The sequence below is a fragment of the Ancylobacter oerskovii genome (assembly GCF_018390555.1).
Lineage (GTDB): Bacteria > Pseudomonadota > Alphaproteobacteria > Rhizobiales > Xanthobacteraceae > Ancylobacter > Ancylobacter oerskovii.
This window is the reverse complement of sequence record NZ_JAHBGB010000006.1, coordinates 123939-150177: the sequence shown is the minus strand read 5'-3', so window position 1 is coordinate 150177 and position 26239 is coordinate 123939. Positions and strand designations below refer to the sequence as shown.

28 protein-coding genes are annotated in these 26239 nt (G+C 69.0%); 17 read left to right on the top strand and 11 right to left on the bottom strand.

From position 1 onward, the window contains the following. Positions 1-2 precede the first annotated feature (2 nt). Genes kdpC through KHC19_RS05965 form a run of 3 tightly spaced genes read left to right on the top strand, consistent with a single transcriptional unit; the run spans position 3 to position 3982 of the window. Positions 3-572, top strand: coding sequence for a potassium-transporting ATPase subunit KdpC (kdpC, locus tag KHC19_RS05975; RefSeq protein ID WP_213351439.1), 570 nt, complete (start codon positions 3-5; stop codon positions 570-572). A gap of 15 nt (positions 573-587) precedes the next feature. After that, positions 588-3302 carry a sensor histidine kinase gene (locus KHC19_RS05970; protein WP_213351437.1) on the top strand — a complete coding sequence of 905 codons (2715 nt, stop codon included), beginning with the start codon at positions 588-590 and terminating at the stop codon, positions 3300-3302. Next, positions 3299-3982, top strand: a complete 684-nt coding sequence (locus tag KHC19_RS05965; RefSeq protein ID WP_213351435.1) for a response regulator — start codon at positions 3299-3301, stop codon at positions 3980-3982. Before KHC19_RS05970 ends, KHC19_RS05965 begins: the two co-directional genes overlap by 4 nt. A gap of 148 nt (positions 3983-4130) precedes the next feature. Here KHC19_RS05965 and KHC19_RS05960 read toward each other — a convergent pair whose 3' ends face one another. After that, positions 4131-4874: an alpha/beta fold hydrolase gene (locus tag KHC19_RS05960; RefSeq protein ID WP_213351433.1), complete on the bottom strand. Its 744-nt coding sequence runs from the start codon at positions 4872-4874 to the stop codon at positions 4131-4133. Between the two features lie 201 nt (positions 4875-5075). Between KHC19_RS05960 and KHC19_RS05955 the strand changes: the two genes are divergently transcribed. Both KHC19_RS05955 and eutC read left to right on the top strand, forming a co-directional pair. After that, on the top strand, positions 5076-6464 hold the full coding sequence (locus KHC19_RS05955; RefSeq protein ID WP_213351431.1) for an ethanolamine ammonia-lyase subunit EutB: 1389 nt from the start codon (positions 5076-5078) through the stop codon (positions 6462-6464). 10 nt (positions 6465-6474) lie between these two features. Continuing rightward, positions 6475-7293, top strand: coding sequence for an ethanolamine ammonia-lyase subunit EutC (gene eutC, locus KHC19_RS05950; RefSeq protein WP_213351429.1), 819 nt, complete (start codon positions 6475-6477; stop codon positions 7291-7293). A gap of 55 nt (positions 7294-7348) precedes the next feature. Here the strand turns inward: eutC and KHC19_RS05945 are convergent, their stop codons facing one another. Next, positions 7349-8254, bottom strand: a complete 906-nt coding sequence (locus tag KHC19_RS05945) for a LysR substrate-binding domain-containing protein (protein WP_213351427.1) — start codon at positions 8252-8254, stop codon at positions 7349-7351. 133 nt (positions 8255-8387) lie between these two features. On the opposite strand from KHC19_RS05945, the gene KHC19_RS05940 reads away from it, so the two are divergent. After that, a complete protein-coding gene (locus tag KHC19_RS05940) occupies positions 8388-8705 on the top strand; it encodes a DMT family transporter (protein ID WP_213351425.1) in 318 nt (105 codons plus the stop codon). Here KHC19_RS05940 and KHC19_RS05935 read toward each other — a convergent pair. From KHC19_RS05935 to KHC19_RS05925, 3 genes are read right to left on the bottom strand one after another with little or no spacing between them, the layout of a single operon-like run. Further along, on the bottom strand, positions 8702-9202 hold the full coding sequence (locus KHC19_RS05935) for a lasso peptide biosynthesis protein (RefSeq protein ID WP_213351423.1): 501 nt from the start codon (positions 9200-9202) through the stop codon (positions 8702-8704). The two genes, KHC19_RS05940 and KHC19_RS05935, sit on opposite strands and share 4 nt — an antisense overlap. Continuing rightward, positions 9190-10368 carry an FAD-dependent monooxygenase gene (locus KHC19_RS05930; protein WP_213351421.1) on the bottom strand — a complete coding sequence of 393 codons (1179 nt, stop codon included), beginning with the start codon at positions 10366-10368 and terminating at the stop codon, positions 9190-9192. Before KHC19_RS05930 ends, KHC19_RS05935 begins: the two co-directional genes overlap by 13 nt. Before the next feature lie 9 nt (positions 10369-10377). Next, complete coding sequence (locus KHC19_RS05925; protein ID WP_213351420.1) at positions 10378-10623, bottom strand: zinc-finger domain-containing protein; 246 nt, start codon at positions 10621-10623, stop codon at positions 10378-10380. Between the two features lie 210 nt (positions 10624-10833). Here KHC19_RS05925 and KHC19_RS05920 point away from each other — a divergent pair, with 210 nt between their 5' ends. The 5 genes from KHC19_RS05920 to KHC19_RS05900 all read left to right on the top strand — a co-directional run bounded on the left by KHC19_RS05920 (position 10834) and on the right by KHC19_RS05900 (position 14556). Further along, positions 10834-11847 (top strand): hypothetical protein, encoded by a 1014-nt coding sequence (locus tag KHC19_RS05920; protein ID WP_343207661.1) that lies wholly within the window; start codon positions 10834-10836, stop codon positions 11845-11847. Between the two features lie 111 nt (positions 11848-11958). After that, positions 11959-12711, top strand: a complete 753-nt coding sequence (locus KHC19_RS05915) for an alpha/beta fold hydrolase (RefSeq protein WP_213351418.1) — start codon at positions 11959-11961, stop codon at positions 12709-12711. Positions 12712-12855: 144 nt separating this feature from the next. After that, entirely contained in the window at positions 12856-13710 is an 855-nt protein-coding gene (gene cysE, locus KHC19_RS05910; protein ID WP_213351416.1) for a serine O-acetyltransferase, read from the top strand. 99 nt (positions 13711-13809) lie between these two features. After that, positions 13810-14022: a DUF3126 family protein gene (locus tag KHC19_RS05905; RefSeq protein ID WP_213351414.1), complete on the top strand. Its 213-nt coding sequence runs from the start codon at positions 13810-13812 to the stop codon at positions 14020-14022. A 3-nt stretch (positions 14023-14025) separates the two neighbouring features. Continuing rightward, positions 14026-14556: a gamma carbonic anhydrase family protein gene (locus tag KHC19_RS05900; protein WP_213351412.1), complete on the top strand. Its 531-nt coding sequence runs from the start codon at positions 14026-14028 to the stop codon at positions 14554-14556. 186 nt (positions 14557-14742) lie between these two features. Here the strand turns inward: KHC19_RS05900 and KHC19_RS05895 are convergent, their stop codons facing one another. Next, entirely contained in the window at positions 14743-15387 is a 645-nt protein-coding gene (locus KHC19_RS05895) for a transglutaminase-like cysteine peptidase (RefSeq protein ID WP_213351410.1), read from the bottom strand. Between the two features lie 209 nt (positions 15388-15596). Between KHC19_RS05895 and KHC19_RS05890 the strand changes: the two genes are divergently transcribed. Then, positions 15597-16367, top strand: coding sequence for a rhomboid family intramembrane serine protease (locus tag KHC19_RS05890; RefSeq protein ID WP_343207660.1), 771 nt, complete (start codon positions 15597-15599; stop codon positions 16365-16367). A gap of 194 nt (positions 16368-16561) precedes the next feature. Then, positions 16562-16993, top strand: a complete 432-nt coding sequence (locus KHC19_RS05885; RefSeq protein ID WP_213351406.1) for a CBS domain-containing protein — start codon at positions 16562-16564, stop codon at positions 16991-16993. Between the two features lie 91 nt (positions 16994-17084). Here the strand turns inward: KHC19_RS05885 and hisI are convergent, their stop codons facing one another. Both hisI and folE read right to left on the bottom strand, forming a co-directional pair. Further along, positions 17085-17576: a phosphoribosyl-AMP cyclohydrolase gene (hisI, locus tag KHC19_RS05880; RefSeq protein WP_213351404.1), complete on the bottom strand. Its 492-nt coding sequence runs from the start codon at positions 17574-17576 to the stop codon at positions 17085-17087. Further along, complete coding sequence (folE, locus tag KHC19_RS05875) at positions 17573-18229, bottom strand: GTP cyclohydrolase I FolE (RefSeq protein ID WP_213351403.1); 657 nt, start codon at positions 18227-18229, stop codon at positions 17573-17575. The genes hisI and folE overlap by 4 nt, the downstream gene beginning before the upstream one ends. Positions 18230-18450: 221 nt before the next feature. Between folE and KHC19_RS05870 the strand changes: the two genes are divergently transcribed. Then, positions 18451-18900: an iron-sulfur cluster assembly scaffold protein gene (locus tag KHC19_RS05870; RefSeq protein ID WP_213351402.1), complete on the top strand. Its 450-nt coding sequence runs from the start codon at positions 18451-18453 to the stop codon at positions 18898-18900. A 6-nt stretch (positions 18901-18906) separates the two neighbouring features. Here the strand turns inward: KHC19_RS05870 and KHC19_RS05865 are convergent, their stop codons facing one another. Continuing rightward, entirely contained in the window at positions 18907-19386 is a 480-nt protein-coding gene (locus KHC19_RS05865) for a hypothetical protein (RefSeq protein ID WP_246548294.1), read from the bottom strand. 92 nt (positions 19387-19478) lie between these two features. On the opposite strand from KHC19_RS05865, the gene yidD reads away from it, so the two are divergent. From yidD to KHC19_RS05850, 3 genes are all read left to right on the top strand, one after another. Further along, on the top strand, positions 19479-19802 hold the full coding sequence (gene yidD / locus KHC19_RS05860; RefSeq protein ID WP_213351401.1) for a membrane protein insertion efficiency factor YidD: 324 nt from the start codon (positions 19479-19481) through the stop codon (positions 19800-19802). Between the two features lie 98 nt (positions 19803-19900). Then, on the top strand, positions 19901-21859 hold the full coding sequence (gene thrS / locus KHC19_RS05855; protein WP_213351400.1) for a threonine--tRNA ligase: 1959 nt from the start codon (positions 19901-19903) through the stop codon (positions 21857-21859). 677 nt (positions 21860-22536) lie between these two features. Then, positions 22537-22683, top strand: coding sequence for a hypothetical protein (locus tag KHC19_RS05850; RefSeq protein ID WP_213351398.1), 147 nt, complete (start codon positions 22537-22539; stop codon positions 22681-22683). 160 nt (positions 22684-22843) lie between these two features. On the opposite strand, the gene KHC19_RS05845 is transcribed toward KHC19_RS05850, so the two are convergent. Beyond that, positions 22844-25402 (bottom strand): glycosyltransferase, encoded by a 2559-nt coding sequence (locus tag KHC19_RS05845; protein WP_246548292.1) that lies wholly within the window; start codon positions 25400-25402, stop codon positions 22844-22846. A gap of 325 nt (positions 25403-25727) precedes the next feature. Further along, a complete protein-coding gene (locus KHC19_RS05840) occupies positions 25728-26204 on the bottom strand; it encodes a hypothetical protein (protein WP_213351395.1) in 477 nt (158 codons plus the stop codon). Positions 26205-26239 lie beyond the last annotated feature (35 nt).

Genomic DNA, 26239 nt, shown 5'->3' with positions numbered 1-26239 from the left:
TCATGTTGAAGCATCTTCGTCCCGCCATCGTCCTCACCGTACTTCTCACCGGCCTGCTGGGGCTCGCCTATCCGCTCGCCATCACCGGCATTGCCGGCACCGTCTTCCCCGGGCAGGCGGAAGGCAGTCTCCTCACCCGCAACGGTACGGTGGTAGGCTCCGCGCTCATCGGCCAGAACTTCGCCTCCGAGCGCTATTTCTGGCCGCGCCCGTCCGCCACCTCGCCGGATCCCTACAATGCCGGGGCTTCCTCGGGCTCCAATCTCGGCCCGACCGCGGCCAAGCTGAAGGACAGGGTCGCCGCCGATGTCGAGAAGCTGCGTGCCGCCGGCATCGAGGGGGTCATCCCCGCCGATGCCGTCACCGCCTCCGGCTCGGGGCTCGATCCCGACATCTCGCCGGACTACGCCCGCGCCCAGATCGCCCGGGTCGCCAAGGCCCGAGGGCTCTCCGAGGCGGAGGTCGGCACCCTCGTCGAGAGCGTCGCGCAGGGCCGCGAGCTCGGCTTTCTCGGCGAGCCGCGAGTCAATGTGCTAAGGCTGAATCTTGCGCTCGATGCGATGAAGAGCTGACGGGATTCCAAGGAGATGGCGGCAACCGAGCCCCGCGACGAGGGCAGGCCGGACCCGGACGCGCTGCTGGCGACCATGCGCCAGGAGACCCGGGCGGACGGCTCGCGCGCGGATGGCCGGGGCCGCCTCACCATCTTCCTCGGCGCCGCGCCGGGGGTGGGCAAGACCTATGCGATGCTCGCCCGCGCCCGCAAGATGAAGGCCGACATCGTGGTCGGCCTCGCCGAGACCCACGGCCGCACCGAAACCGCCGAGCTGCTCGACGGCCTCGATATCCTGCCGCGCCGGCGCGTGCCCTATAAGGGCCGGGTCATCGAGACCTTCGACCTCGACGCCGCGCTGGCCCGCAAGCCGCGCATCCTCGTCCTCGACGAGCTGGCCTCTTCGAACCCTGAAGGATCGCGCCATCCCAAGCGCTTCCAGGACATCGAGGAATTGCTCGCCGCCGGCATCGACGTCTGGACGGCGCTGAACATCCAGCACCTCGAAAGCCTCGCCGATGTGGTGGCGAACATCACCGGCATCCATGTGCGCGAGCGCGTGCCGGACACCGTGCTGCAGAAGGCCGACGAAGTCATTCTGGTCGATCTGCCACCGGCGGAGCTGATCGAGCGGCTGAAGGACGGCAAGGTCTATCTGCCGGAAAGCGCGCGCCGCGCTTCCGAGCGCTTCTTCCGCTTCGGCAACCTCACCGCCCTGCGCGAACTCGCCCTGCGCCGCACCGCCGACCGCGTCGACGACGACATGGTCGATTATCTCAAGGGCCATGCCATCGAGGGCGCCTGGGCCTCGGCCGAGCGGCTGCTGGTCTGCGTCGGCGCCGACGCCCTGTCGGAGAAGGTGGTGCGCGAGGCCAGCCGGCTTGCCTCCGGGCTCAACGCGTCCTGGACCGTGGTGTCGCTGGAGCGCGCCGACCGCGAGCCGGAGGAGGGCGCCCCGGCACGCATCGACGAATTGCTGCGCCTCGCCGAGCGGCTGGGCGCCGAGACGCGGCGCATCACTGCGAATGATTTCGTCACCGAACTCATCCGGCTGGCGCGGCGCGAGCATGTCACCCAGATCGTCATCGGCGCCGCCGGTCGCCGGCGGCGTCCGCTGGTCTGGCGGAACTCGCTGGCCGACGAGATCGTCGCCCGCGTTCCCGGCATCGCCGTGCATGTCGTCACCGGCGATGCCTCCGAGACACCGGCGGAGCGCCCGCGCCGGCGTGTGCAGCGCCCGCGCGACGTCGCCCGGGCCGGCCTTTACGCGGCGGGCAGCGTCGGCATGGCGGCGCTGATCGGCACCGGCATCGAGCGGGTGATGCACCTGCCGAACGTCTCCCTGCTGTTCCTGATGGCGGTGGTGGTCTCCGCCATCCGCGCGGGCTACGGCGCCGCCTTCATGGCGGCGATCCTGTCCGGCCTCGGTTATAATTTCTTCTTCATCCCGCCGCTCTACACCTTCACCATCGCCTCGCCGCATGAGGTGTTCGCCTTCGTCGTCTTCCTGCTGGCGGCGCTGCTCGCCGGCGGCCTCGCCTCGCGGGTGAGCGAGCAGGCGCGCGCGGCGCGCGCGCGGGCCGCCGCCCTGCAATCGCTCTACGATTTCTCGCGCAAGCTCTCCGGCAATGCCGAGGCGGACGACGTGCTGTGGGCCGCCGTCTCGCAATTGCATGAGAGCTTCAACCGCCCCGCCGTGCTGCTCACCCCGCAGAACGGCACGCTGAGCCTCGCCGCCGTCTGGCCGCCGGATGCCGATCTCGATGTCGGCGACATGAGCGCCGCGCGCTGGGCCTTCGAACATCGCGAGGCGGCCGGCCGCGACACCGGCACGCTGCCGTCCAGCCGCTGGCAGTTCCGGCCGATGACGAGCCCGCATGGCGTGGTCGGCATTCTCGGCCTGCGCTGGGACGGCGAACCCTTCGACGGCGCCGCCGAGCCGATGCTGGCGGCGATCATGGACCAGACCGCCATCGCGCTCGACCGCGCCCGGCTGGCGCAGGAAAGCCTCGCCCAGGCCGCGCGGCTGCAGGGCGACAGCCTGCGCGCCGCGCTGCTCTCCTCCATTTCCCATGACCTGCGCACGCCGCTCGCCACCATCACCGGCGCCGTGACCAGCCTGCGCCAGCTCGGCGACCGCATGGACGCGGCGAGCCGCGACGACCTGCTCGCCACCATCGAGGAGGAGGGCGGGCGGCTGTCGCGCTTCGTCTCCAACCTCTTGGACATGACCCGCATCGAGGCCGGCACGCTGGAGGCGCGACGCGACTGGATCGATGTCGGCGATGTCATCCGCGCCGCGATGGAGCGTTGCGCCCGCTATTTCCCGCAGCTCGCGGTCGAGGTCTCCGTCGCCCCCGACCTGCCGCTGATGCAGGGCGACAGCGTGCTGCTGGGCCAGGTGCTGTTCAACCTCTTGGACAACGCCGCCAAATATGCTGCCGGCGAGCCGGTGAGGATCTTCGCCCGCACGGAAGGCGGCGAGATCGTCATCTCCGTCACCGATGCCGGCAAGGGCATCGCGCCGGGAGACCTCGACAAGGTGTTCGAAAAGTTCTTTCGTCCCGGCACGCCGGACGGACGCCCGCCCGGCACCGGATTGGGCCTTTCGATCGCACGAGGTTTCGTCGACGCCATGGGTGGCAGCATCAGGGCCGAAAGCCCGGCCTCGCGACGCCGCGGCACCCGCATGGTGCTGCGCTTCCCGATCCCGTCCGGCGCGGCGATGACCGGGGAGCCGCCGGCGTGAGCGATCGTATCCTCGTCGTCGACGACGAGCCGCAGATCCAGCGTTTCCTGAAACCCGCGCTCACCGCCGCCGGCTACGATGTCGTCGAGGCGGCCACCGGTGCGGCGGCGCTCAAGGCGGTGGCGACGACGGCGCCCGACGTCGTGATTCTCGATCTCGGCCTGCCGGACATGGACGGCAAGGAGGTCGTCGCCCAGCTGCGCGGCTGGTCGCAGGTGCCGATCATCATTCTCTCGGCCCGCGACCGCGAGACGGAGAAGATCGCCGCCCTCGACCTCGGCGCCGACGATTATGTCGAGAAGCCCTTCGGCATCGGCGAGCTCACCGCCCGCATCCGCGCCGCGCTGCGCCATCGTCTCGCCGCCGAGGCGGAGGCCGATCATGTGGAGGTCGACGGCCTCGTCATCGACACGCTGCGGCGCCTCGTCAGCCGGGACGGCGCGACGGTCAAGCTGACCCCGAAGGAATACGACCTCCTGGTGCTGCTGGCGCGTCACGCGGGCAGGGTGGTCACGCACCGCACGCTGCTCACCTCCATCTGGGGGCCGGCCCATGGCGAGGACCTGCATTATCTGCGGGTCTTCATCGGCCAGCTCAGGGCGAAGATCGAGCGCGACCCGACCCGCCCGGCGATCCTGCGCACCGAGCCGGGGGTCGGCTACCGCTTCATGGCGGAGTGATTGCCGGTAGCTTTGCTCTCTCGCCCTCCCTCTCCCCGTTGGGAAGAGGTGGCCCGCACAAGCGGGGCGGTAAGGGGAGACGACATTGGGACGCGTCGAAGACCCCTCGCCCCAGCCCTCTCCCCGATTGGGAAGGGGGAGGCCAGCCTCAGGCGATCGCGTCGAGCATATCCGCCAGTTCGTCCGGCCGGCTGAAGAACGGGGAGTGGCCGGCGTCGAGCGAATGCACCGTGGCGCCCGGCACCGCCGCCTGCATCTCGCGCTGCACCGGCAGCGGCAGGGCGCAGTCTTCCAGGCATTCGATGTAGTGCCGCTCAAGCTGGCCGTAGCGGGCGGGCGTGATGGTGGAAATGGCCGCGAAGGGAATATGCGGCGTGACGGGAATGAGGTTCGGCAGCGCCACCTCGATCTGGTGCGGCGTGCAGTCGGAATAGAGCGAGCGCACGATCAGATGGCGCTTGGAGAAATCCAGCGCCAGCCCCTCGCGGTTCACGCGCAGCATCCCCTGCGTCTCCAGGATGGCGGGATGCTTGAGGTGGGTCTGCGTCATCACGAAATCGCGGGCGCTCTTGCCGTTCGGCGCCATGAAGCCGCTGAGATAGACCAGGGCCTGCACGCGCTCGGGCATCAGCTCGCCGAGCCAGCTGGCGGTGGCACCGCCGACGCTGTGGCCGACGATGATGGCCTTGCCCTCGATCTCCTCCAGCGCCGAACGGGCGCTGGCGCCATAGGTCGGCAGGTCGGGAATGTGGGAGATCGGCGTCGGATCGAAGCCGTGCCCCGCCATGTCCGGCGTTATCACCGCATGGCCCATGGCCGCGAGCCGGTTCGCCACCTGCACGAAGCAGCCGCCCCAGTGCCATGCGCCGTGAATGAGGATGAAAGTCGCCATCGATTCCTCGCCATTCGATCTGGTATTTTGCGCGCCGTCCTAGCTGCGTCGCGCCATCCCGTCCAGCCGCCCGCAACATTGGCCGCCGGCCTCGGGCCGTCCCGCGAAGCCGCGCATGCCGTCTTTCGCCGCCGGCCGCGCCGGAGTATGTTTTCGCGCCATGGCGCCGGATTGGGCAGCGCCGCCGATCGGGGAGGGCATATGCCGTATCGTCATCTCATCGGGCCGCGCGCTTACGTCTTTGCCGATCTGAAGGAATTGATGGCCAAGGCGACGCCCATCCGTTCCGGCGATATGCTGGCCGGCATCGCCGCCGGCTCGGCGGAGGAGAACGTCGCCGCCCGCATGTGCCTTGCCGAGGTGCCGCTTGCGACCTTCCTCAGCGAGGCGCTGGTGCCCTATGAGATCGACGAGGTGACGCGCCTCATCGTCGACACGCACGACGCCGCCGCCTTCCGGCCGATTTCCCACATGACGGTCGGCGACTTCCGCGACTTCCTGCTCTCCGACGCCGCCTCGCCGCAGGCCTTGGCCGCGCTGGCGCCCGCGATCACGCCGGAAATGGCGGCCGCCGTGTCGAAGATCATGCGCAACCAGGATCTCATCACGGTGGCCCGCAAGTGCCGGGTGGTGACGAAGTTCCGTAACACCATCGGCCTGCCCGGCACCATGGCGGTACGCCTCCAGCCCAACCACCCGACCGACGACCCCGCCGGCATCACCGCCTCCATCCTCGACGGCCTGCTCTATGGCTGCGGCGACGCGGTGATCGGCATCAACCCCGCCTCGGACAGCGTGCCGGTGCTGAGCGAGCTGTTGAAGCTCACCGACGACATCATCGCCCGCTTCGACATCCCGACCCAGGCCTGCGTGCTCACCCATGTCACCACCTCCACCGAGGTGATCAATCGCGGCGTGCCGGTGGATCTAGTCTTCCAGTCGATCGCCGGCACGCAGGCCGCCAACGCCTCCTTCGGCATTGACCTCGCCGTCCTCAAGGAGGGGCGCGAGGCCGCGCTGTCCTTGAAGCGCGGCACGCTCGGCGACAATGTGATGTATTTCGAGACCGGGCAGGGATCCGCGCTCTCCGCCGGCGCCCATCACGGCGTCGACCAGCAGACGCTGGAAGCCCGGGCCTATGCCGTCGCGCGGCCGTTCAAGCCGCTCCTGGTCAACACCGTCGTCGGCTTCATCGGCCCGGAATATCTCTATGACGGCAAGCAGATCATCCGCGCCGGTCTGGAGGACCATTTCTGCGGCAAGCTGATGGGCGTGCCGCTCGGCTGTGACGTCTGCTACACCAACCATGCCGAAGCCGACCAGGACGACATGGACACGCTGATGACGCTGCTCGGCGCGGCGGGCGTCACCTATATCATGGGCATTCCCGGCTCGGACGATGTGATGCTGAACTACCAGTCGACCTCGTTCCACGACCAGCTCTATCTGCGCGACGTGCTCGGCCTGAAGCGGGCGCCGGAATTCGAGGCGTGGCTGCAATCCATGGGTATCACCGGCCCGGACGGCCGCCTCAAGCCGCCGGGCGGGGCCAATGCGCTGCTCGCCTACGCTCCCGGCCTCGCGGCGTGAGGGCAGCAGCATGAGCCGCGACGCCAGGCCTTCCGGCAGTCCTTCCAGCGCCTATGTCATCGAGGATGCCTGGGCGAAGCTCGCCCGCGCCACCCCGGCGCGCATCGCGCTCGGCCGCGCCGGCACCGGCCTGCCGACCCGCGAGGTGCTGCGCTTCACCCTCGCCCATGCGCAAGCGCGCGACGCCGTGCACACCGTCTTCGAGGCGGAGGCGACCGCCGCCGCCATCGCCTCGCTCGGCTTCGAGACGCTGACTGTCGGCTCCGCCGCGCCGTCGCGCGAGGTCTATCTGCGCCGCCCCGATCTCGGGCGGAAGCTTTCGCAGGAAGGCCGCGCCGCCCTCGCGTCCCATGCCGGCAGCGCGCCGGACCTCGCGCTGGTGGTGGCGGACGGGCTGTCCTCCACCGCCATCCACGCGCAGGCGGCCCCGTTTCTCGCCGCGCTCAAGCCGCATCTCGCAAAGGAGGGCTGGCGCACCGGCCCGGTGATCATCGCCAGCCAATCCCGCGTCGCGCTGGGCGACGAGGTCGGCGAGATTCTCGGCGCCAGGGCCGTGGTGGTGCTGATCGGCGAGCGGCCGGGCCTGTCCTCGCCGGACAGCCTCGGCCTCTACCTCACCTTCGCGCCGAAGGTCGGCCGCTCGGATGCCGAGCGCAACTGCATCTCCAATGTGCGCGGCGAGGGACTTTCCCACGACCACGCCGCCTTCAAGCTGGCATGGCTGCTGAGGGAAGCCCTCGCGCGGCGCCTCACCGGCGTCAACCTCAAGGACGAGAGCGACCTGCTGCTGGTCGGCGGCAAGCCGCCGGCGATGGAGATCGGCAGATAGATTCGAATATTACTATTTTTATCAACGCATTGTCTCGTGATTCTTATGTATCACGTCAACGCGATGTCGCCTCCGGGCCGAATTCGCCGAGTATCCAGTCGCGCAGCGTCGCCACTTCCGGCCGTCCCTCCGCGCCCTCAGGATAGACGAAGTCGAAGCGCAACCCCTCGATCAACGGCCCGAAGGGCTGCACCAGCACGCCCGAGCGCAGTTCCGGTGCGACCAGCGCGAGGCTGAGCAGGGCGATGCCCTGTCCCGCCACCGCCGCCTCGATGGTGCTGTTCTCGTCGGTGAAGGTCAGCCCCGCCCCGGTATCGAAGCCGCCGAGGCCGGCCGCCTCGGCCCATGTCCGCCAGTTGGGAAGCTGGATGGTCGGCTTGGCGAACAGCCAGTCGAAATGGATCAGCGTGGCCTGCCGCAGTTCTTCCGGCTGCCGGGGGGCGATGCGGGGGCTGCACACCGGGGCAAAATATTCGGTGATCAGCGGCAGCGAGACCAGCCCGGGACGTTCGCCGCCGCGCCCGGATCGGATCGCCGCATCCGCCTCGCCGGCGATCAGGTCCACCGCCTCGTCGGAAGCGTGCAGGCGAAGATCCCAGCCCGGATAGAGCGAGCGGAACTTCCCGGCGCGCGGCACCAGCAGCCGCGAGGAGAAGGCGAGGGTGGCCGAGAGCGTCGCCTGCCGCCGGCCGGGTCGCGGGCGCGCCTGCGCCACCGCCTCGGCCATGATGTCGAAGGCCCCGCCGAGCCGCGCCGCCAGCGCCCGCCCGGCGACGGTGGGCACCACCTTGCGGGTGCGGCGGATGAACAACGGCGTGCCGAGCTCCTCCTCGAGCTGCCGCACCTGATGGCTGATGGCGGTCGGCGTCACGCCGAGCTCGGCGGCGGCATTCTTGAAGCTCTCGAGCCGGGCCGCCGCCTCGAAGGCGCGCAGCGATCCCAGCGGCGGCAAGCGGCGCATGGCGGCCTCATGAATGAATCTTACTCATGCATCGACTGAGAACTTCGCATTTGTCGGACATGGATGAAAGCCTTATCTCCTTGCCGGCAAGAGACACCTGAACGTGTCTCATCTTTTTTGACAGGAGTGCTCCATGACCGCTTGGCTGTTTCTCGTGCTGGCGGCAGGGTTTGAAATCGTCTTCGCCCTCGCCATGAAGGCCTCGGAGGGCTTTACCCGCCTCGTTCCCAGCCTGCTGACGCTGGTCGCCGGTGGCATCAGCCTGGCGCTGCTGACCTTCGCGATGAAGACCATGCCGGTCAGCCTGGCCTATCCCGCCTGGACGGCGATGGGCACGCTCGGCGCGGTGATCCTGGGTGCCGCCTTCTTCGGCGAACCTCTCGGCCTCGGCAAGCTGCTCGCCACCGCCGCGCTGATCGGCGGCGTCGCCGGGCTGCAGATCAGCAGCTAGTCCCCGGCCCCGAGGCGTGCCCGCTCCGGCGAAGCGCGCCAGCGCGGCATCAACTCGGCCGCCGCCCTTTCGCGGGCGGCGGCGAATGCCGGCAGCGCAGTGTCACCGGTTCCCTCGCCATAGCGCGGGTCGCTGGCGGCAACCACCAGCACCGGCGCGGCGCCGAACTGGTCGGCTGTGACATCGACGATCGAATCGCCCAGCCGAACCCACGCATGCGCATGCCATTGCCGGCCGTCGAAGAACCCGTAGGGACCGATCTCCGGCTGCCCCTCTCCCAAGCGCGGTGTGCCGCTGACCCAGCGGCCCGGCAGGCCCTGTTCGTCGAGAACGCGGAGAAGGAAAAGACTGGAGCGTCCGCAGGTCCAGCGCGAGGGCACCGCCGGCGCCTCGCCCCTTGCGGCATGCCACGCCGGCCAGACCTCCTCGAGGAAACGCCGCACGGCGGTGGCGATCTCCTCGAGCCGCTGCCGACCCTCCCGCGTCAGCCCGGCCATTCATAGATCCAGCGATACCGCTCCAGGACGCCGGCGCCTCCCTTGGCGCGGATGACGAGGTTGCGCGCAAACGCCATGGGGCCGGCAAGATGGTACACCCGGTCCATTCCGCGCGCGGCGGCCTGCACCTGCGCGGTACGCGGCCGGCGCAGCGTCTCGTAGCGATGCAGCGCGGCGGGGATGTCGTCGTCTTCGCGCAGGCAGTCGGCCAGCACCACGGCGTCCTCGATCGCCTGCGCCGCCCCCTGCGCCAGGAAGGGCACCATGGCGTGGGCGGCATCGCCGAGCAGCGTCACCCGCCCGGTGCTCCAGGCATGCAGCGGGTCGAGGTCGAACACCGCCCAGCGCAACCAGGCGCCCGGCGCCGCGAGCAACGCCTGCACCTCGGCGCACCATCCCCGGAAATGCGCGGCGAGTTCGCCTTCCTCGCCCTCATGGCTCCAGCCATGCGCCATGCGCACGTCCGGGGTGATGGCGACGAGGTTCACCGCCCGGCCGCCGCGCACCGGATAGGTGACGAGGTGCGCGCCGGGCCCGAGCCAGAGCCGTGTCGCCATGTCGGCGAGCGGCGCCGGCAGGCGGGCCATCGGCGCCGTCGCCCGCCAGGCGGCGCGGTGGCGGAAGACGGGGAGGGCATGCGGAAACAATTGCCCGCGCACCGCCGAGCGCAGCCCGTCGGCGCCGATGAGCGCCGCCCCGTCGAAGATCTCCGGCGTCTCGCCGCGCCGGATCGCGACGCGCACCCGGCCGTGATCCTCGGAGAATCCCTCGATGGTCGAGCGGAGAATCAGCCGGATGCGCGGCTCGGCGGCCGCGGCCTCGACAAGCACCGCCTGCAGGTCGGCGCGGTGGATGACGAGGAAAGGCGAACCGAAACGCCGCTCCGCGGCCTCGCCCATGGCCGCCTCGGCGAGCAGCCCGCCGCGCCGCGCGTCCATGACCCGCATGAAGGCGGGCTGCACCGCCCGTGCCGCCACCTGATCGAGCACGCCGAGCCGGGCGAGGCAGCGGGTGGCGTTGGCGGCGAGCTGCACGCCGGCTCCCGCTTCCTCCAGCGCCGACGCGCGTTCGAGAATCGTGACCTCGAATCCCGCTCGCGCCAGCGCGAGTGCGGCACTCAGTCCCCCGACACCGGCACCGGCGACGAGGATGTCACGCTCCGACAAGAGGCCTCCTCAGGCCGCCGCGGCCTCGTAGAGGCAGCCGGCCGGCACCGATTCGTCGCCGTGCAGCTTGGCGTCGAACTTGTAGAGGGTGGAGCAGTAGGGGCAGATGATCTCGTCGTCCGAGCCCATGTCGAGGAAGACATGCGGATGGTCGTAGGGCGGCTTGGCGCCGACGCACATGAATTCCTTGGCGCCGACGGTGATGGCCGGCACGCCCGCCGAGTTGTGGAAATGAGGAACGACGTGGCCCGCCATGTCTCTGCCCTGTCCGGTGTGATCCTGAAGTGGCGGCAAGATAGCCGCTGGCGCCTCCCGGCGAAAGAGGCGGCGCGGCGGCGCGCGCCTCGCCCCCAGGATGGCAACGCCGAAACCCGGCTTCCCGCCAGCCGCCCGAGGCCTCGCACCGCGTGCCTGCCCTTGGCTTCGCACTCTTGGCTTCGCCACAATGCACGCGCATGACGCAGCGTGTTCCGCTGGTCCTCCATGATGCGCCGTCCGAACCTCGCCCGCGTCCTCGCCGCCGCCTCGCTCCTGCTCGCCCTCGCCGGCTCGGCCCACTGGCTGCTGCCGCTGGGACGGGAGGCCTTTGCCCTGCTGATGGCGCGGGACGATGCCGCGCGCCTCGCCGATCTGCGCCTCGATGCCGAGCTGACCGCCGGGCGCGCCAACCGCGAGATCGACGAGGCGCTGGCGAATGACGATGCGGAGCTGGCCGCCAGCTTCCTCGAGCTCGCCGATTCCCGCGCCCTGCCGGTTCCGGCCGATCGCCGCGCCCGCGTGCTGGCCGCCGCCTCCGCCGGCACGGTGCGGCAGGCCGCCGCTTTCGGCCGCGGCTTCGTCACCGGCGAGGCGGACGATCTCGCCGGTCTCGCCGGCGCGACGGCCGGCGACCTCACCGTCTGGGGCGATGTCCGCGATCTCGGCCGGCAGGCCGGCCACTATCTGCGCGACGAGCCGATCGACCCGCTGATGACCGGCCTTGCGGGCGCCGGCATTGCGGCGACCGCCGCCACCTATGCCGCCTTCGGCACGCCGCTGACCTTGCGTGCCGGCCTCAGCCTCGCCAAGGGCGCCCGCAGGGTCGGCGCGGTCGGCCTGCGGCTCGGCGACGACCTCGCCGGGCTGCTCCGCTCCGGTCGCCATGCCCGCGCCATCGCCGCCGTCGCCGATATCGGCCGGGCCGGGGAGAAGGCGGGCGTGCGCGCCACGCTGGCGGGCTTGCGCCATGCCGACGACGTGACCGACGTCGCCCGGCTGCGTCGCCTCTCCGAAGCCAAGGGCGGCCAGACGCTGGCGGTATTGAAGACGCTCGGCCGCGGAGCGCTGGTGCTCGGCGAGATCGCGGCCAGGCTCGCCTTCTGGGTCATCGCCGCCGCCGCGAACTTTCTCGGCCTGGTGGCCGGCATCAACAACATGATGGTGGCCTTGTGCCGCCCGCTATGGCGGCGACGCGACGGCCGCCGCCTCCAGCCGGCCTGAGTGCCCGGGACGCATATCGGGCATGCCGATGGTCGTCTTGGCAGGCCCCGGCACCCTCGCTAGCTTGCCGGCTCCCATCGCCGTCCCGCTTCGCCGGAGCCCATTGCTGCCATGCCGACCTTCTCCCATGACGGCCTCGACTTCGCCTATCTCGACGAGGGCGAGGGCGAGCCGATCGTTCTCATCCACGGCTTCGCCTCCACCAAGGAGATCAACTGGGTCGGTCCCGGCTGGGTGTCGACGCTCACCCGCGCCGGGCGTCGCGTCGTCGCCATGGACAATCGCGGCCACGGCGCCTCGGTGAAGCTCTACGATCAGGATGCCTATGATCCCCGGATCATGGCCGGCGACGTGCTGGCGCTGATGAGCCATCTCGGCCTGCCGCGCTTCGATGTCATGGGCTATTCGATGGGCGGGCGCATCGGCGCCTGCCTCGCATTGGCCGCGCCCGAGCGGGTGCGTGCGCTGATCCTCGGCGGCATCGGCATTCATCTGGTCGAGGGAGCCGGCCTGCCGGTCACCGTTGCCGAGGCGCTGCTCGCCGACAGCCTCGACGACGTCACCGATCCCACCGGGCGCACCTTCCGGGCCTTCGCCGAGCAGACCAGGAGCGACCGCCGGGCGCTCGCCGCCTGCATCTATGGCTCGCGCCGCACGCTGACGCGCGAGGAGGTCGGCCGCATCGCGGTGCCGACCCTCATCGCCATAGGCACCCGCGACGCGGTGTCCGGCGCCGCCCGCCCGCTCGCGGCACTGATCCCCGGCGCCGAGGTGGTCGATATTCCCGACCGCGACCACATGCTGGCGGTGGGCGACAAGGTGTTCAAGCAGGCGGCGCTGGAGTTCCTCGCGCGGCATCCGTGAGACGGCGCGAATCCCCGCGGATCGGCGCGGGCGAAGGGCCGGACCCGATAGGCCGCCCGCCGCGACTGTGCTAGAACCATGACAAATTGCGGCGGCCTCGAAGCCGACCGCCTCGCCCCCGGGCGGAAGACAGGACGGAAGCCGATGGTGCAGCTAGTGAACTCCCGCGCGGACCATGCGACGCGCTCCCTCATCGAGAAGGTCGACCCGGTCTGGTCGCGTATCCGCCAGGAGGCGGAGGAGGTCGCGGCCAATGATCCGGCGCTGGCCAGCTTCGTCTATTCCACGGTGCTGCATCACCAGTCGCTGGAGAAGGCGGTGGCGCACCGCATCTCCCAGCGGCTCGACCATGCCGACGTGCCGGCGGAACTGATCCGCCAGGCCTATGACGACGCCTTCTCGGCGGATCCGTCGATCGGCGTCGCCATCCGCGCCGACATCATGGCGGTGTGCGACCGCGACCCGGCGACCGACCGGGCGCTGCAGCCGCTGCTCTACTTCAAGGGCTTCCACGCCATCGAGACCCATCGCCTCGCGCACTGGCTGTGGCACAATGGCCGGCGGGACTTCGCGCTCTATCTGCAGAGCCGCGCCTCCGTCTGCTACCAGGTGGACATCAACCCGGCGGCGCCGTTCGGGCGCGGCATCTTCTTCGACCACGCCACCGGCATCGTAGTGGGCGAGACGGCGGTGATCGAGGACGACGTCTCCATCCTCCAGGGTGTCACCCTCGGCGGCACCGGCAAGGAGCATGGCGACCGCCACCCGAAGATCCGTCGCGGCGTGCTCATCGGCGCCGGCGCCAAGGTGCTGGGCAATATCGACATCGGCTATTGCGCCCGCGTGGCCGCCGGCTCGGTGGTGCTGAAGCCGGTGCCGCCCAAGACCACGGTGGCCGGCGTGCCGGCGCGGATCGTCGGCGAGACCGGCTCCTGCTGCGACCCCTCGCGCAGCATGGACCAGCTGTTCGACCTGCCCTTCCTCGGCGAGTCGATCTGAGCCGGGGAAGTCGCGCCGGCGCGGTTGCGCCGGGCGCCGGGGCATGGCAAGGCTCGGGGACGTGGCTGCGGCCCGACACACCATCGTGGGAGCACGGTTTTGGAAAAGAAGGATCTCGAGCGCGTCCAGACCTATATGCGTCGTCTGTTCAACAACACGCAGATCAAGGTCGTCGCGCGCCCGAAGAAGAAGGATTCGGCCGAGGTCTATATCGGCGACGAGTTCATCGGCGTGATGTTCGAGGACAAGGAAGACGGCGACCTGTCCTATAATTTCCAGATGGCGATCCTCGATACCGACCTCGAGGATTGACCGATGCCGGTCTACGCCCTGGACGGCGTCCAGCCGGACCTGCCCGCTCTCGGGCGGTTCTGGATCGCGCCGGATGCCACCGTCATCGGCAATGTGGGGCTCGCCGACGAGGCGAGCGTGTGGTTCGGCTCCGTCATCCGTGGCGACAATGAGCGGATCTCGATCGGCGCCCGGGTGAACATCCAGGAATTGTGCGTCCTGCACACCGACCCCGGCTTCCCGATGACCATCGGCGAGGACTGCACCATCGGTCACAAGGCGATGCTGCACGGCTGCACGATCGGGGAGAACAGCCTCGTCGGCATGGGCGCCACCATCCTCAACGGCGCCCGCATCGGCCGCAACTGCCTCGTCGGGGCCGGGGCGCTGATCACCGAGGGCAAGGAATTCCCCGACAATTCGCTGATCGTCGGCGCCCCTGCCAAGGCGATCCGCGAGCTCGGCCCGGAATGGCAGGCGCGCATCCACGGCACCGCCGCGCATTACGTGCGCAACTGGCGCCGCTTCGCCGAAGGCCTGAAGCGCGTCGACTGATGGCTGCCCGCGACGCGGGCAAGTCATCGCAAGGGCCTGTTAAACAAAAAACGCTCCCGCCAATCGGTCGGGAGCGTTTCTTTTATGTAAATCCGCCGGAGATCTTCAGGAGCCGTCAACCATCGCGGCACGCGGCCGACACGCGCCGCAAGGGGCAGGAGAGGGGGCCCGCCCCGCCTGCCGGCCTCACCTGGCGCGGCCGACGGTGGCCGGCGCCAGCACGTCGCCGAGCGACACCCAGTGGTTCGGGTTGCCCTGCGCCTGCCGCTTCACGAAGCGATAGCCGGTCTCGTGCCACAGCAGGATCGGCGCTTCCTGGTTGTCGAGGATGAGGTCGCCGCGGTCGGTCACCACGGTGAGCACAGCATGGCCGGCATTCTTCTTGTCGCGCACCACGGTGATCAGCAGCGTCTCCGGCGGCCAGCCGAGCCCGATCAGCTCGCGGCGCTTCACCAGCACATATTCCTCGCAATCGCCGTAGCCGTCTTCCGCAAAGGTCCAGCGCTCGACCTCGCCGTAATGATCGAGATCGGTCATCGGCTGGATGCGGCGGTTGACCTCGTCGTTCACCTGCTTGAGCTGGAGGAATTCCGCCTCGTTGACGACGACGCGGCCGGCCTTGCCGTTGCCGTTGTCGCATTCGCGCGGCAGTTCCTCGCAGAAGCGCGCATAGCCCACCGGGGTCGAGGTCGATCCGCTGACGGCCATGTTGGCGGCGAAGGGCGACAGCATCGCCACCGCCTCGCTCGCCCGCGCCGGCGCCACTATGGCCGGCACCGCCAGAACCGCTACCGCCACCGCGACCAGGGCCCCTGTGAGGCTCTTCATCATCGCGAACTCCATTTCCCTGTCCATGATGAGATCATGCCAGAGAGATTTTGATCTTGGTCTAAGCGAAGCGCGGAATTCGTAATGACTGAGGCGAGGGAATGTTAACGGGTTTTCTATTGCTTGTTAACCATTGGGGCTGGCATTTTATTTACACTCGTCGGGCAGGCGCGGGGCGGGCGGCGCTTGCCGAGTCGGCGCGGGACGCCTATGTGATCGGCGTGCTTGACGCGACCCGACATGCCGATCCCCGGCACCAGCCCATCTTCAACGTGCCGGCGGTGATCGTCGTGCTCGTGGCTTTGCTCGTCGCCATCCAGCTGGTGCGCCAATTGGTCGGCGAGGAGCTCGATGTCGAGATCCTCGCCCTGTTCGCCTTCATTCCCGCCCGCTTCGATGCCACCGTCTTCGCGGATGGCGTGCTGCCGGGCGGCAGCGGGGCGGATGTGTGGACCTTCGTCACCTATGCCTTCCTGCATGCCGATTTCATGCATGTCGGCATCAACGCGCTGTGGCTTCTGGCCTTCGGGTCCCCGGTGGCCCGCCGCTTCGGTGCCGGCCGCTTCCTGGTCTTCTTCCTGTTCACCGCGGCGGCCGGCGCGGGGCTACATCTGCTCACCCATGCCGGCGAGCCGATACCGATGATCGGTGCCTCGGCGGCGGTGTCCGGCTGCATGGCGGCCGCGTTGCGCTTCATGTTCGCCACCGACGGCTACGCGGCCTGGCGCGCGGATACCGCCCAGCATGCGGCGCATATGCCGGCGCCGCCGCTGGGCCGGGTGCTGCGGGACCGGCGGGTGATCAGCTTCGTGGCGGTGTGGTTCGCGATCAACATCGCCTTCGGGCTGGGCGCGCCGAGCGGGATCGCCTCCGGCTCCGTGGCCTGGGAGGCGCATATCGGCGGCTTCCTCGCCGGGCTGTTCGCCTTCCCGCTGTTCGATCCGGTGCGCCGCACCCCCGGCGATCGCCGCTACGCCGACTGAACCGGTACCGCACCACGCGGTCCCGAAGCGCGGCAATCCAACCCTATTGCCGTCCGGCTCATTAGGAACCATCATCTCCCGCTACGGAACGCCCCGACGCCACGGGACGTTTCGACGCTGGCGGACGAGGAAACGATCCGCCCGACAAACCGGGCATCACGCGACGGATGATGCCCGCCGGGAAGGAGGCAAGCATGACCGTGCGGTCCATCTTGGAAGAAAAGGGCTACAATGTTGAAACCATCGGCGCCGGCGCCACGTTGCGCGAGGCGGCCGAGGTGATGGCGCAGAAGCGCATCGGCGCCCTGGTGGTGACCGACCGCGAGCGACGGGTCATCGGCATTCTCTCGGAACGCGACCTTGTCCGGGTGATCGGCCTCGAGGGCCCGGAACGGCTTGATGACGAGGTGGGCGCGGTCATGACCACCAAGGTAGTGACCTGCGATTCCAACGAGACGGTGCCGCAGCTCATGGAGCAGATGACCGCCGGCCGCTTCCGCCACATGCCGGTGGTACAGGCCGGCAAGCTCATCGGCCTCGTCTCGATCGGCGACGTGGTCAAGCATCGCCTGGCGGAATTCGAGCGCGAGAGCTCGGCGATGCGGGAATACATCCTGTCGACGTGAGGCCGATCGCCGCAATCGACAGCGGAGGCGCGCCCTTCGGATCGCGTGGAGCCTGCGGCGCGCCTGCCCCGCGCGGCCCCTGCAAGGCGCCTCAGAAGCGCGGCACGTCGGTCTTGTCCGGCGTGCCGTAGACCTTCTGCGGGTCGAAAAGCTTGCCGCCGTCATTCACGACGAGACGCAGCTCCGGGGTCGGGGTCGCCCCCAGCGGGATGGAGCGGAAGAAGCAGGAGCGATGCCCCGTATGGCAGGCGGCGCCGCTGCCGGCCATCTCGACGCGCATCAGCACCGCGTCCTGGTCGCAGTCGATCCGCAGCTCCACCACCTTCTGCAGGTGGCCGCTTTCCTCGCCCTTCTTCCACAGCTTGCGGCGCGAGCGGCTGTAATAGTGGGCGAAGCCGCTCGCGATGGTCAGCGCCAGCGCCTGCGCGTTCATGTGGGCGAGCATCAGCACCGCGCCGTCGCGCACATCCACCGCGACAGCGGTGATCAGGCCGTCGGCATCGAATTTGGGGCTGAGGCGGTCGCCTTCCTCCACCGCGGCCTTGTCACCGGCGGCGGCGAACCAGTTCGCCGCCTCGCTCACGAGCGCGCGCCGCGGATCAGGTTCATGAAGCGCACCTGCTCCTGCGGGTCGTCGCGGAACACGCCGGTGAACTGCATGGTGACGGTGGAGGCGCCGGGCTTCTGGATGCCGCGCATCGCCATGCACATGTGCTCGGCCTCGACGAGGATGGCGACGCCGCGGGGCTTCAGCGTCTCGTCCAGCGCGGTGATGATCTGCGAGGTCATGTGCTCCTGCGTCTGCAGGCGGCGGGCATACATGTCGACCACGCGGGCGATCTTGGAGAGGCCGACCACCCGCTCCACCGGGAAATAGGCGACATGCGCCTTGCCCATGAACGGCACCATGTGATGTTCGCAGTGCGAATAGAACACGATGTCGCGCACGACGACCATGTCGTCGAAATTGCCGATCTCGCCGAAGGTGCGGTCCAGCACGTTCTCCAGCGGCGTGGCGTAGCCCTTGTAGAGTTCCTCATAGGCGCGCACCACGCGCTTGGGCGTGTCGATCAGCCCCTCGCGCTCCGGGTTGTCGCCGGCCCAGGCGATCAGGGTGCGCACGGCCGCTTCGGCTTCCTCGCGGCTGGGCTTCTGCGGGGCGGGAGCAGGGGAGGCATCGAGGCCTCCTGTTTCGTTCTTGGCACTACGCATCAGGGCATTCAGCACGGCATCCATGACGAACTCCGTTCGACGGCGCATTGGTAACCGGGCGCCGGGGTGTCACCGGTTTAGTCGCCATGCGGGATGAGGAAGGCCGGGAGCGGCCGCCCACCCGATGCGCAGGGGCACGGACGGGACCGGAGCTTCTTCCGCCACGATCCCGCTTTCCTATATAAGGGACACATGCCGCGTCGCAACCAACCATTCTGCGCAAAGCTGCTCCTACGGTCGCCCTCATGATCAACGACGTCTATAATCGCCGCATCCTCGAGCTTGCCGCCGATATACCACGGCTCGGTCGCCTTGCGGCGCCGGATGCCACTGCAACGGCGCATTCCAAGCTTTGCGGTTCCACCGTCACCATCGATCTCGCCATGAAGGACGGGGTCGTCACCGATTTCGCCCATGAGGTGCGGGCCTGCGCCCTCGGCCAGGCGTCGTCCTCGATCATGGCGGACCATGTCGTGGGCGCGACCGCGCAGGAGTTGCGCGCCGTCCGCGAGACGATGCGCCGCATGCTCAAGGAGAACGGCCCGGCGCCGGAAGGGCGCTGGGGCGAGCTCGCGGTGCTGGAGCCGGTGCGCGACTACAAGGCCCGCCACGCCTCGACCCTGCTGACCTTCGACGCGGTGGTCGATGCCATCGACCAGATCGAGGCGCGGCAGGCGACCGAGGCGGCGGAGTAGGGCACCTCACCGCACGGTGAAGAAGGTGAACAGCACCTCGCCCTTGGCGCCGGTGAGGCAGAGGAAGCGGTTCGGCTCGTCCTTGCGGTCGCGCTGGATATAGGCCTCGCCCATGATCACCCCGTTGACCGCCGTCTCGCCGATCTTGCTGTTGGCGGTGGCGATGGTGAGGCCGTCGACGTCGATATAGATGTCGTCGACGGAGGGCGACACCGCCTTGAGCCTCTCCAGCGCCCGCTGCTTGCACGCCGCGACGCGCTGCATATCCGGGTCCACCTCCGGCGACTTCGCCGCCGAAGGGGCCGGCTGGGTCCCGCCGGCCGGCCCGGGGGGCGATGCCGCGGGGGGCGGTGGCGCGGACGGTGCCGGCGAAGCAGGTGGCGGGGTGGCGGGCGCCTGATCCTGGGCGGCGGCGGGCAGCACGCCCGCAAGCGGCACCAGGGCCGTCAGGCCGGCAACGAGGATGAGGCGCAGCGTGGTGGTCATATGAGGCAAGCTCCCGTCTCGACGCTCCCAGGGCCGGTCGATAATGCGCGGAGGCGCCGCCGGTTCCCCGATAGGGGTGCGGGGTGGCGGTCATGAACAGGCGCGTGGATGTCGCGACGGCGCTCCGGCGCCTGCCCCGCAATCTGTTGCGGGTGCCGATTCTCTTCTATCGCTATTCGCTGTCCGCCTTCATGGGTCGACAATGCCGCTATCTGCCGACCTGCTCGGAATTCGCCGATCAGGCCATCTCCCGCCACGGCGCCTGGGCGGGCGGCTGGATGGCGGCGGGGCGCATCTGCCGCTGCCATCCCTGGGGCGGGTCCGGCTTCGAGGCGGTGCCGGTCGAATTGCCGCCGAAAGCCGCGTGGTATATGCCGTGGCGCTACGCGCGGGCGCCAGGCAAATGGTCGAAATGACCCGCCGGGCCTGAGCGATGGCGGGCGACGGCCCGCCGGTCACGTCACGTAGAACAGCCTACCTGCGTGGTTCGCAGGAGTGGGCGGGAGAAAAGACCATGATCCATCTCACCTTCCCCGATGGCGCCGTCCGTGAGTACGCTCCCGGCACCACCGGCGCCGAGGTTGCCGCCTCCATCGCCAAGTCGCTCGCCAAGAAGTCGCTGGCGATGAAGCTGGACGGCGTGCTGAGCGACCTCTCCGATCCCATCGCCGCCGACGCGAAATTCGAGCTCGTCACCCGCGAGAGCCCGGAAGCGCTGGAGCTCATCCGCCACGACGCCGCCCATGTGCTGGCCGAGGCGGTGCAGGCGCTGTGGCCGGGCACGCAGGTCACCATCGGCCCGGTGATCGAGAACGGCTTCTATTACGATTTCTTCCGCAACGAGCCGTTCTCGCCGGAGGATTTCGCCGCCATCGAGAAGAAGATGCGCGAGATCATCGCCCGCGACGCCCCCTTCACCAAGGAGGTGTGGGAGCGCGACGAGGCCAAGCGCGTCTTCGGCGAGAAGGGCGAGGCGTTCAAGGTCGAATTGATCGATGCCATCCCCGCCGACCAGAAGATCAAGATCTACAAGCAGGGCGAGTGGTTCGACCTCTGCCGCGGCCCGCACATGCCGAGCGTGGGCAAGATCGGCAATTCCTTCAAGCTGATGAAGGTGGCCGGCGCCTATTGGCGCGGCGACGCCAAGAACCCGATGCTGACCCGCATCTACGCCACCGCCTGGCGCACCGATGAGGAGCTCAACGCCTATCTCCACCAGTTGGAGGAAGCGGAGAAGCGCGATCACCGCCGCCTCGGCCGCGAGATGGACCTGTTCCACTTCCAGGAGGAGGGGCCGGGCGTCGTGTTCTGGCACCCCAAGGGCTGGAGCCTGTTCCAGAACCTCGTCAGCTACATGCGCCGGCGCCTGAAGGCCGATTACGACGAGGTCAACGCCCCGCAGGTGCTCGACCATTCGCTGTGGGAGACCTCCGGCCATTGGGGCTGGTACAAGGAGAACATGTTCAAGGTGCAGCCCGCCGGCAACACCGAGGACAATGACCGCGTCTACGCGCTGAAGCCGATGAACTGCCCCGGCCATGTGCAGATCTTCAAGCATGGCCTGAAGAGCTACCGCGATCTGCCTATGCGGCTTGCGGAATTCGGCGCCGTGCATCGTTACGAGCCCTCCGGCGCGCTGCACGGGCTTATGCGGGTGCGCGGCTTCACCCAGGACGACGCCCACATCTTCTGCACCGAGGAGCAGATGGCGGCGGAGTGCCTGAAGATCAACGATCTCATCCTCTCGACCTATGCCGATTTCGGCTTCGACGAGATCGTGGTGAAGCTCTCCACCCGCCCCGACAAGCGCGTCGGCTCCGACGAGGTGTGGGATCATGCCGAGGAGGTGATGAGCCGCGTCCTCAAGCAGATCGAGGAGCAGTCGGGCGGCCGCATCAAGACCGGCATCCTGCCGGGCGAAGGCGCCTTCTACGGGCCGAAGTTCGAATACACGCTGCGTGACGCCATCGGCCGGGAATGGCAGTGCGGCACCACCCAGATCGACTTCAACCTGCCGGAGCGGTTCGGTGCCTTCTATGTCGATGCCGATGGCGGCAAGAAGACGCCGGTGATGATCCACCGGGCCATCTGCGGCTCGATGGAACGCTTCACCGGCATCCTGATCGAGCATTTCGCCGGGCATTTCCCGCTGTGGCTGGCGCCGGTGCAGGCGGTGGTGGCGACCATCACCTCCGAGGGCGACGACTATGCCCGGGAGATCGTCGCGCTGGCGAAGAAGCGCGGCCTGCGCGTCGAGCTCGATACCCGCAACGAGAAGATCAACTACAAGGTCCGCGAGCATTCGCTGGCCAAGGTGCCGGCGCTGATCGTGGTCGGGCGCAAGGAGGCGGCCGAGCGCACCGTCTCCATCCGCCGCCTCGGCTCGCCGAACCAGACGGCCGCCGGCCTCGACGAGGCGCTCGACGCACTCACCGCCGAAGCCACCGCGCCGGACGTCCGCGCCGCCGAGTGAGGCGCGCGCGCCGTCGCGACGATCGATCAAGGCCCGGAGCCCGCTCCGGGCCTTTTTCATTGGCTGGGTTCTTCTGTCTGACAACGCGCTTGCCGCCGTCGTCCGGGGCGCGTCTATCGGCCCCCACGCTTGGACCTCGAAGGACGCTCGTCGGGCGCACTGAACGCATCAAGAGGTCCATCCTTCGAGGCTCGCTGCGCTCGCGCCTCAGGATGAGGGGCGCTATGGAGCGGCCATGGATGCCTCGATTTCTCGGCATGGCGGCGCCTTCGACGAAGGCTGCCACCCGGCCGGAGCGCAGCGCAGAGCCGGGATGGCTCGCCGAGTTTCGCGATCCCCGGATCGGCCTTACGACCATCCGGGATGACGACGGAAGCGTTTCACGCAAGAGCACCCTCATCCTGAGGCGCGAGCGCAGCGAGCCTCGAAGGATGGACCTTGCAGAGAGCCGCGGGACGGATCCGACATCCCGGTCATGCCATCGGCCCCCCAATCGCCCAAAGAAAAACGCCGGCCCGCAGGAGACCGGCGTTTCCCTGCCCGCCCGCCGGCCCGATCGTTCCGGCTGCACGATCTCGTCTCTACCGCCCGGCCGAGTTGCGCGCGGCCACCGAGGTGCCGACAGTCACGCCCACCGGCAGCCGCAGGCCGATCTCGGTCCTCTCATCGGCCGGACCGTGCCTTATCTCTGGGTGCGCTCGCTGGAGGCCGCCGGCGCCGCCTATGCCCGCATGGCGGAGGACGTGGTGACGCGCGCCGGCATCCGCGAGGCGTTGGTCGAGCAGGACGGCCAATGGGCGATCCTCGCCGAGACCACGGCGTGACACACGCGGCCCGCCGAGGCGCCGCCCTTCCGCAACGATCCTGAGCGCACCGGCCGCCACCGCCCGCCCCCGCGCCGTCAAAAGCAGAACGCCGGCCCCGCGAGGAGCCGGCGTCCCGATAGTCTCTCTCCGGCGGCCGGGAGGTTCCCGGCGGCCCGGCTCACATTTGCGGGCCGGCCGGGTTGCGCTCGGCCACCGAGGTGCCGACGGTCACGCCGACCGGCAGCGGCTGGGCGGTGCGCCCCGGCAGCAGGGCGAGCGCACGGGTGCGCAGCGCCGTCCAGGTGGCGAACTCGTTGTACTTCGAGCCCTCCAGCCAGCCGATGAAGGCGGCGGCGAGGAAGGGCAGCGCCTGGATCGCCAGCGCCAGGGCGAACAGGTTCACCTCCACCACCGCATGCCAGTTGGTCATGCGCAGGGCGACGGCGCTGAGCATCAGCCCGCCGCCGATCACCGCCTCCGGCAGCGCCGGGAAGGCGCGGGCGGCGCCGGCCAGCCACGAGCCCTTGGCGGTGCGGGCGAAGGCGAGGTCCTTGTAGCGGAAGCCGTCATACACGGCCTTGGCGACGGTGAACTGCACCGCCATCGCCGCGAAGGCCGCGCCCAGCATGCGCAGCGGCGTGGTCGCCACCCGCAGGCGGTAGAGGGCGCAGAAATGCAGCACATAGATGCCGAAGCAGAACACGATCGGCACGGTGAGGATGCGCTGCGGCACGGCGATGCCGAGGCCGAGCACCACCGGCGCCCACAGGAGCGACAGCACCGCCACCAGCGCGCCGATGCTCTCGGCGCCGAGCCAGCTCACCCAGCCGATCGAGAATTCGCGGCGCTGGGCGGCGTTGAGCCGGGTGCCGCCGTTCGGCAGCATGCGGCGCCAGTGCTTCTTGATGATCTGCATGCCGCCATAGGCCCAGCGGTGACGCTGCTTCTTGAACGAGGCGAAGTCGTCCGGCAGCAGGCCCCAGCCGTAGCGGGCATTGGTGTAGTGGCTCTTCCAGCCGCGCTCGACGATGGACAGGCCGAGATCGGTGTCCTCGCAGATGGTGTCGCTGGACCAGTCGCCGGCCTCCACCATGGCGGCGCGACGGATCAGGCACATGGTGCCGTGCACCACGATGGCGTCGTGCTCGTTGCGCTGGACCATGCCGATGTCGAAGAAGCCGGCATATTCGGTGTTCATCGCCTCGTTCAGCAGGGTGCGGTTGGCGTCGCGGTGGTCCTGCGGCGCCTGCACGATGCCCACCGTCGGGTCTTCGAAGGTGGGCACGAGATCGCGCAGCCAGTTCGGCGCCACCACATAGTCGGCGTCGATCACGCCGATGATCTCGGCGTCGGGCGCGGTCTGCTCCATGGCGACGCGCAGCGCGCCGGCCTTGAAGCCTTCCACCTTGGGCAGGTTGATGAACTTGAAGCGCTCGCCGAGCTGCCGGCAATAGGCCTCGATCGGCTCCCAGAAGGCCGGGTCGGGCGTATTGTTGATGATGACGAGGCACTCATAGTTCGGCCAGTCGAGCCGGGCGACGCTGTCGAGCGTCTGCTTCAGCATCTCCGGCGGCTCCTTGTAGGCCGGGATGTGGATCGACACCTTGGGCGTGCGGGCCGGCATCGGCCCGTCGATATTGTTGATCAGCCGGCGCGGGCGGCGGCCGAAGGCGATGGTGGCCAGCTCCTCGACCCGGTACAGCATGACGATGACCAGCGGCACCAGCAGCACGATCGAGACCACGAAGGTGATCTTGTTGCCGCCGATGACATAGTGCGTCAGCCAGTGGTCGGTGACGGTGGCGATCCACGCGCCGACGAGATTGGCCGCGCCGGCCATCACCGCCGCCTGGGTGAAGGTCAGGCGGGCGAAGCGGAACAGCGGCAGCGAGAAGGCGATGCCGAACAGCAGCGCGATGGCGGCGGTGGCGTTGTAGCTCACCGGCGTGATCGTGCCCGAGAGCGGGAACTTCAGGTGCCGGTCGGCATCGAGCATGCCCCAGTACTGGCCGACCGAGCCCTCGAAGCTCTTCCACGGCGCGTCGAAGGCTTCGATGAGGTTGTAGTCGATGCCCTGCGCGTCGGCACGCGCGGCGAAGTCGCGGATCACCTGCGCCTGGATCAGCTCGCCCGGCACCGCGGCGTCGCGGTTGTAGCCGGCGCTCGGCCAGCCGAACTCGGCGATGACGATGCGCTTGCCGGGATAGGCGGCGCGCAGGCGGTTGTAGATGTTGATGGTGCGGTCGACCACCTGGTCGGCGGGCACGCCTTCCCAATAGGGCAGGATATGCGCGGCGATGTAGTCGACGGCCGAAACCAGCTCGGGATGCTCGAGCCAGACGTCCCAGGTCTCGCCGGTGGTGACGGGAACGTTCACCTCGCGCTTCACGCGGCGGATGGTGTCGATCAGCTGCTCGGGGGTGCGCTCGGCGCGCAGGATCGACTCGTTGCCGACCACGATGCCGACGACGTTCGCGTTCTTCTTCGCCGCGTCGACCGCGTTGGCGATCTCGCGGGCGTTGCGGTCCTCGTCCATGTCGAGCCACGCGCCGACAGTGGTCTTCAGCCCTTTTTCCGAGGCGATGCGGGCGACGTTTTCCAGCCCGCCGGTGGAGGCGTAGGTACGCACCGCCTTGGTGTAGGGCGCCACGGCCTCCACGTCGGAGCGGATCTGGGCCTCGGTCGTCGGCTCGCCCTTGTCCGGGTTCGCGTCGCGCCCATAGGGGGCGAAGGACATGCTCGCCAAACGGTCGGGGATCGCCGGGGCTGTCGCCTCCGAACGCATCGCGAGCCACATGAAGGCATGCACGGACGTGACTACCGCAATCGCAGCGGCAGCGACACGAACAGCGGGACGCATGGAACTACCCACCAGCTTTTGAGAGGTAACGGGCGAATATATAATTTAAACTCTACGCTTTTGCAGCATCCGCATGGCTGCATCGCAAAAAAAGCGATTCGTGCCTGCGGCCTGTTTCAAACGCACGGAGGGGAAGATGGTTCCCGTCTGTGGCGACGGCATGTCGAGGCTGGGGCCACGCCATGAAATCATTGGGCTCAAATCATTGCGCGGGCGGCGCCGCGGCCGGGGCCGCCGGGGCGGCGGGCGTGGAATCCGGGTTCACCCAGCAGGCGTGGACGCGCTCGGAAAGCCGCTCCTGCGCCTTGGGATCTATGTTGCCCTGCCGCACGAGGCAGCGGAAGGCGATCTTCAGGTGCTCGGTCGGGCAGCCGAAGCGCTCATAGAGCTCCATGTGGCGCTTGGCGGTGTCGACGTCGTCGCGCCACAGCAGCATGGCGATGCGCCGGCCGCTCCACACGCATTCCGGCAGGCCGGCATTGCCCGGCAGCTTGGCCGCCTCGTTATATTCCTCGATCGACCGGCGCTGGGCTTCCTTGGCCTGCTCTTCCGGCGACTGCTGCTCGGCCGGCTTCTGCTCGGAAGCGCTGTTCTGCGCGAACGCCGGAGCGGTGACGGCGGCCGTAAGGAGGAGGCCGCCGAACAGAGCGGCGGCGAAGGGGCGTACGGAGCACAACATGGAAGAATTCGTCACACGCGAGAGGAAAACCGAAC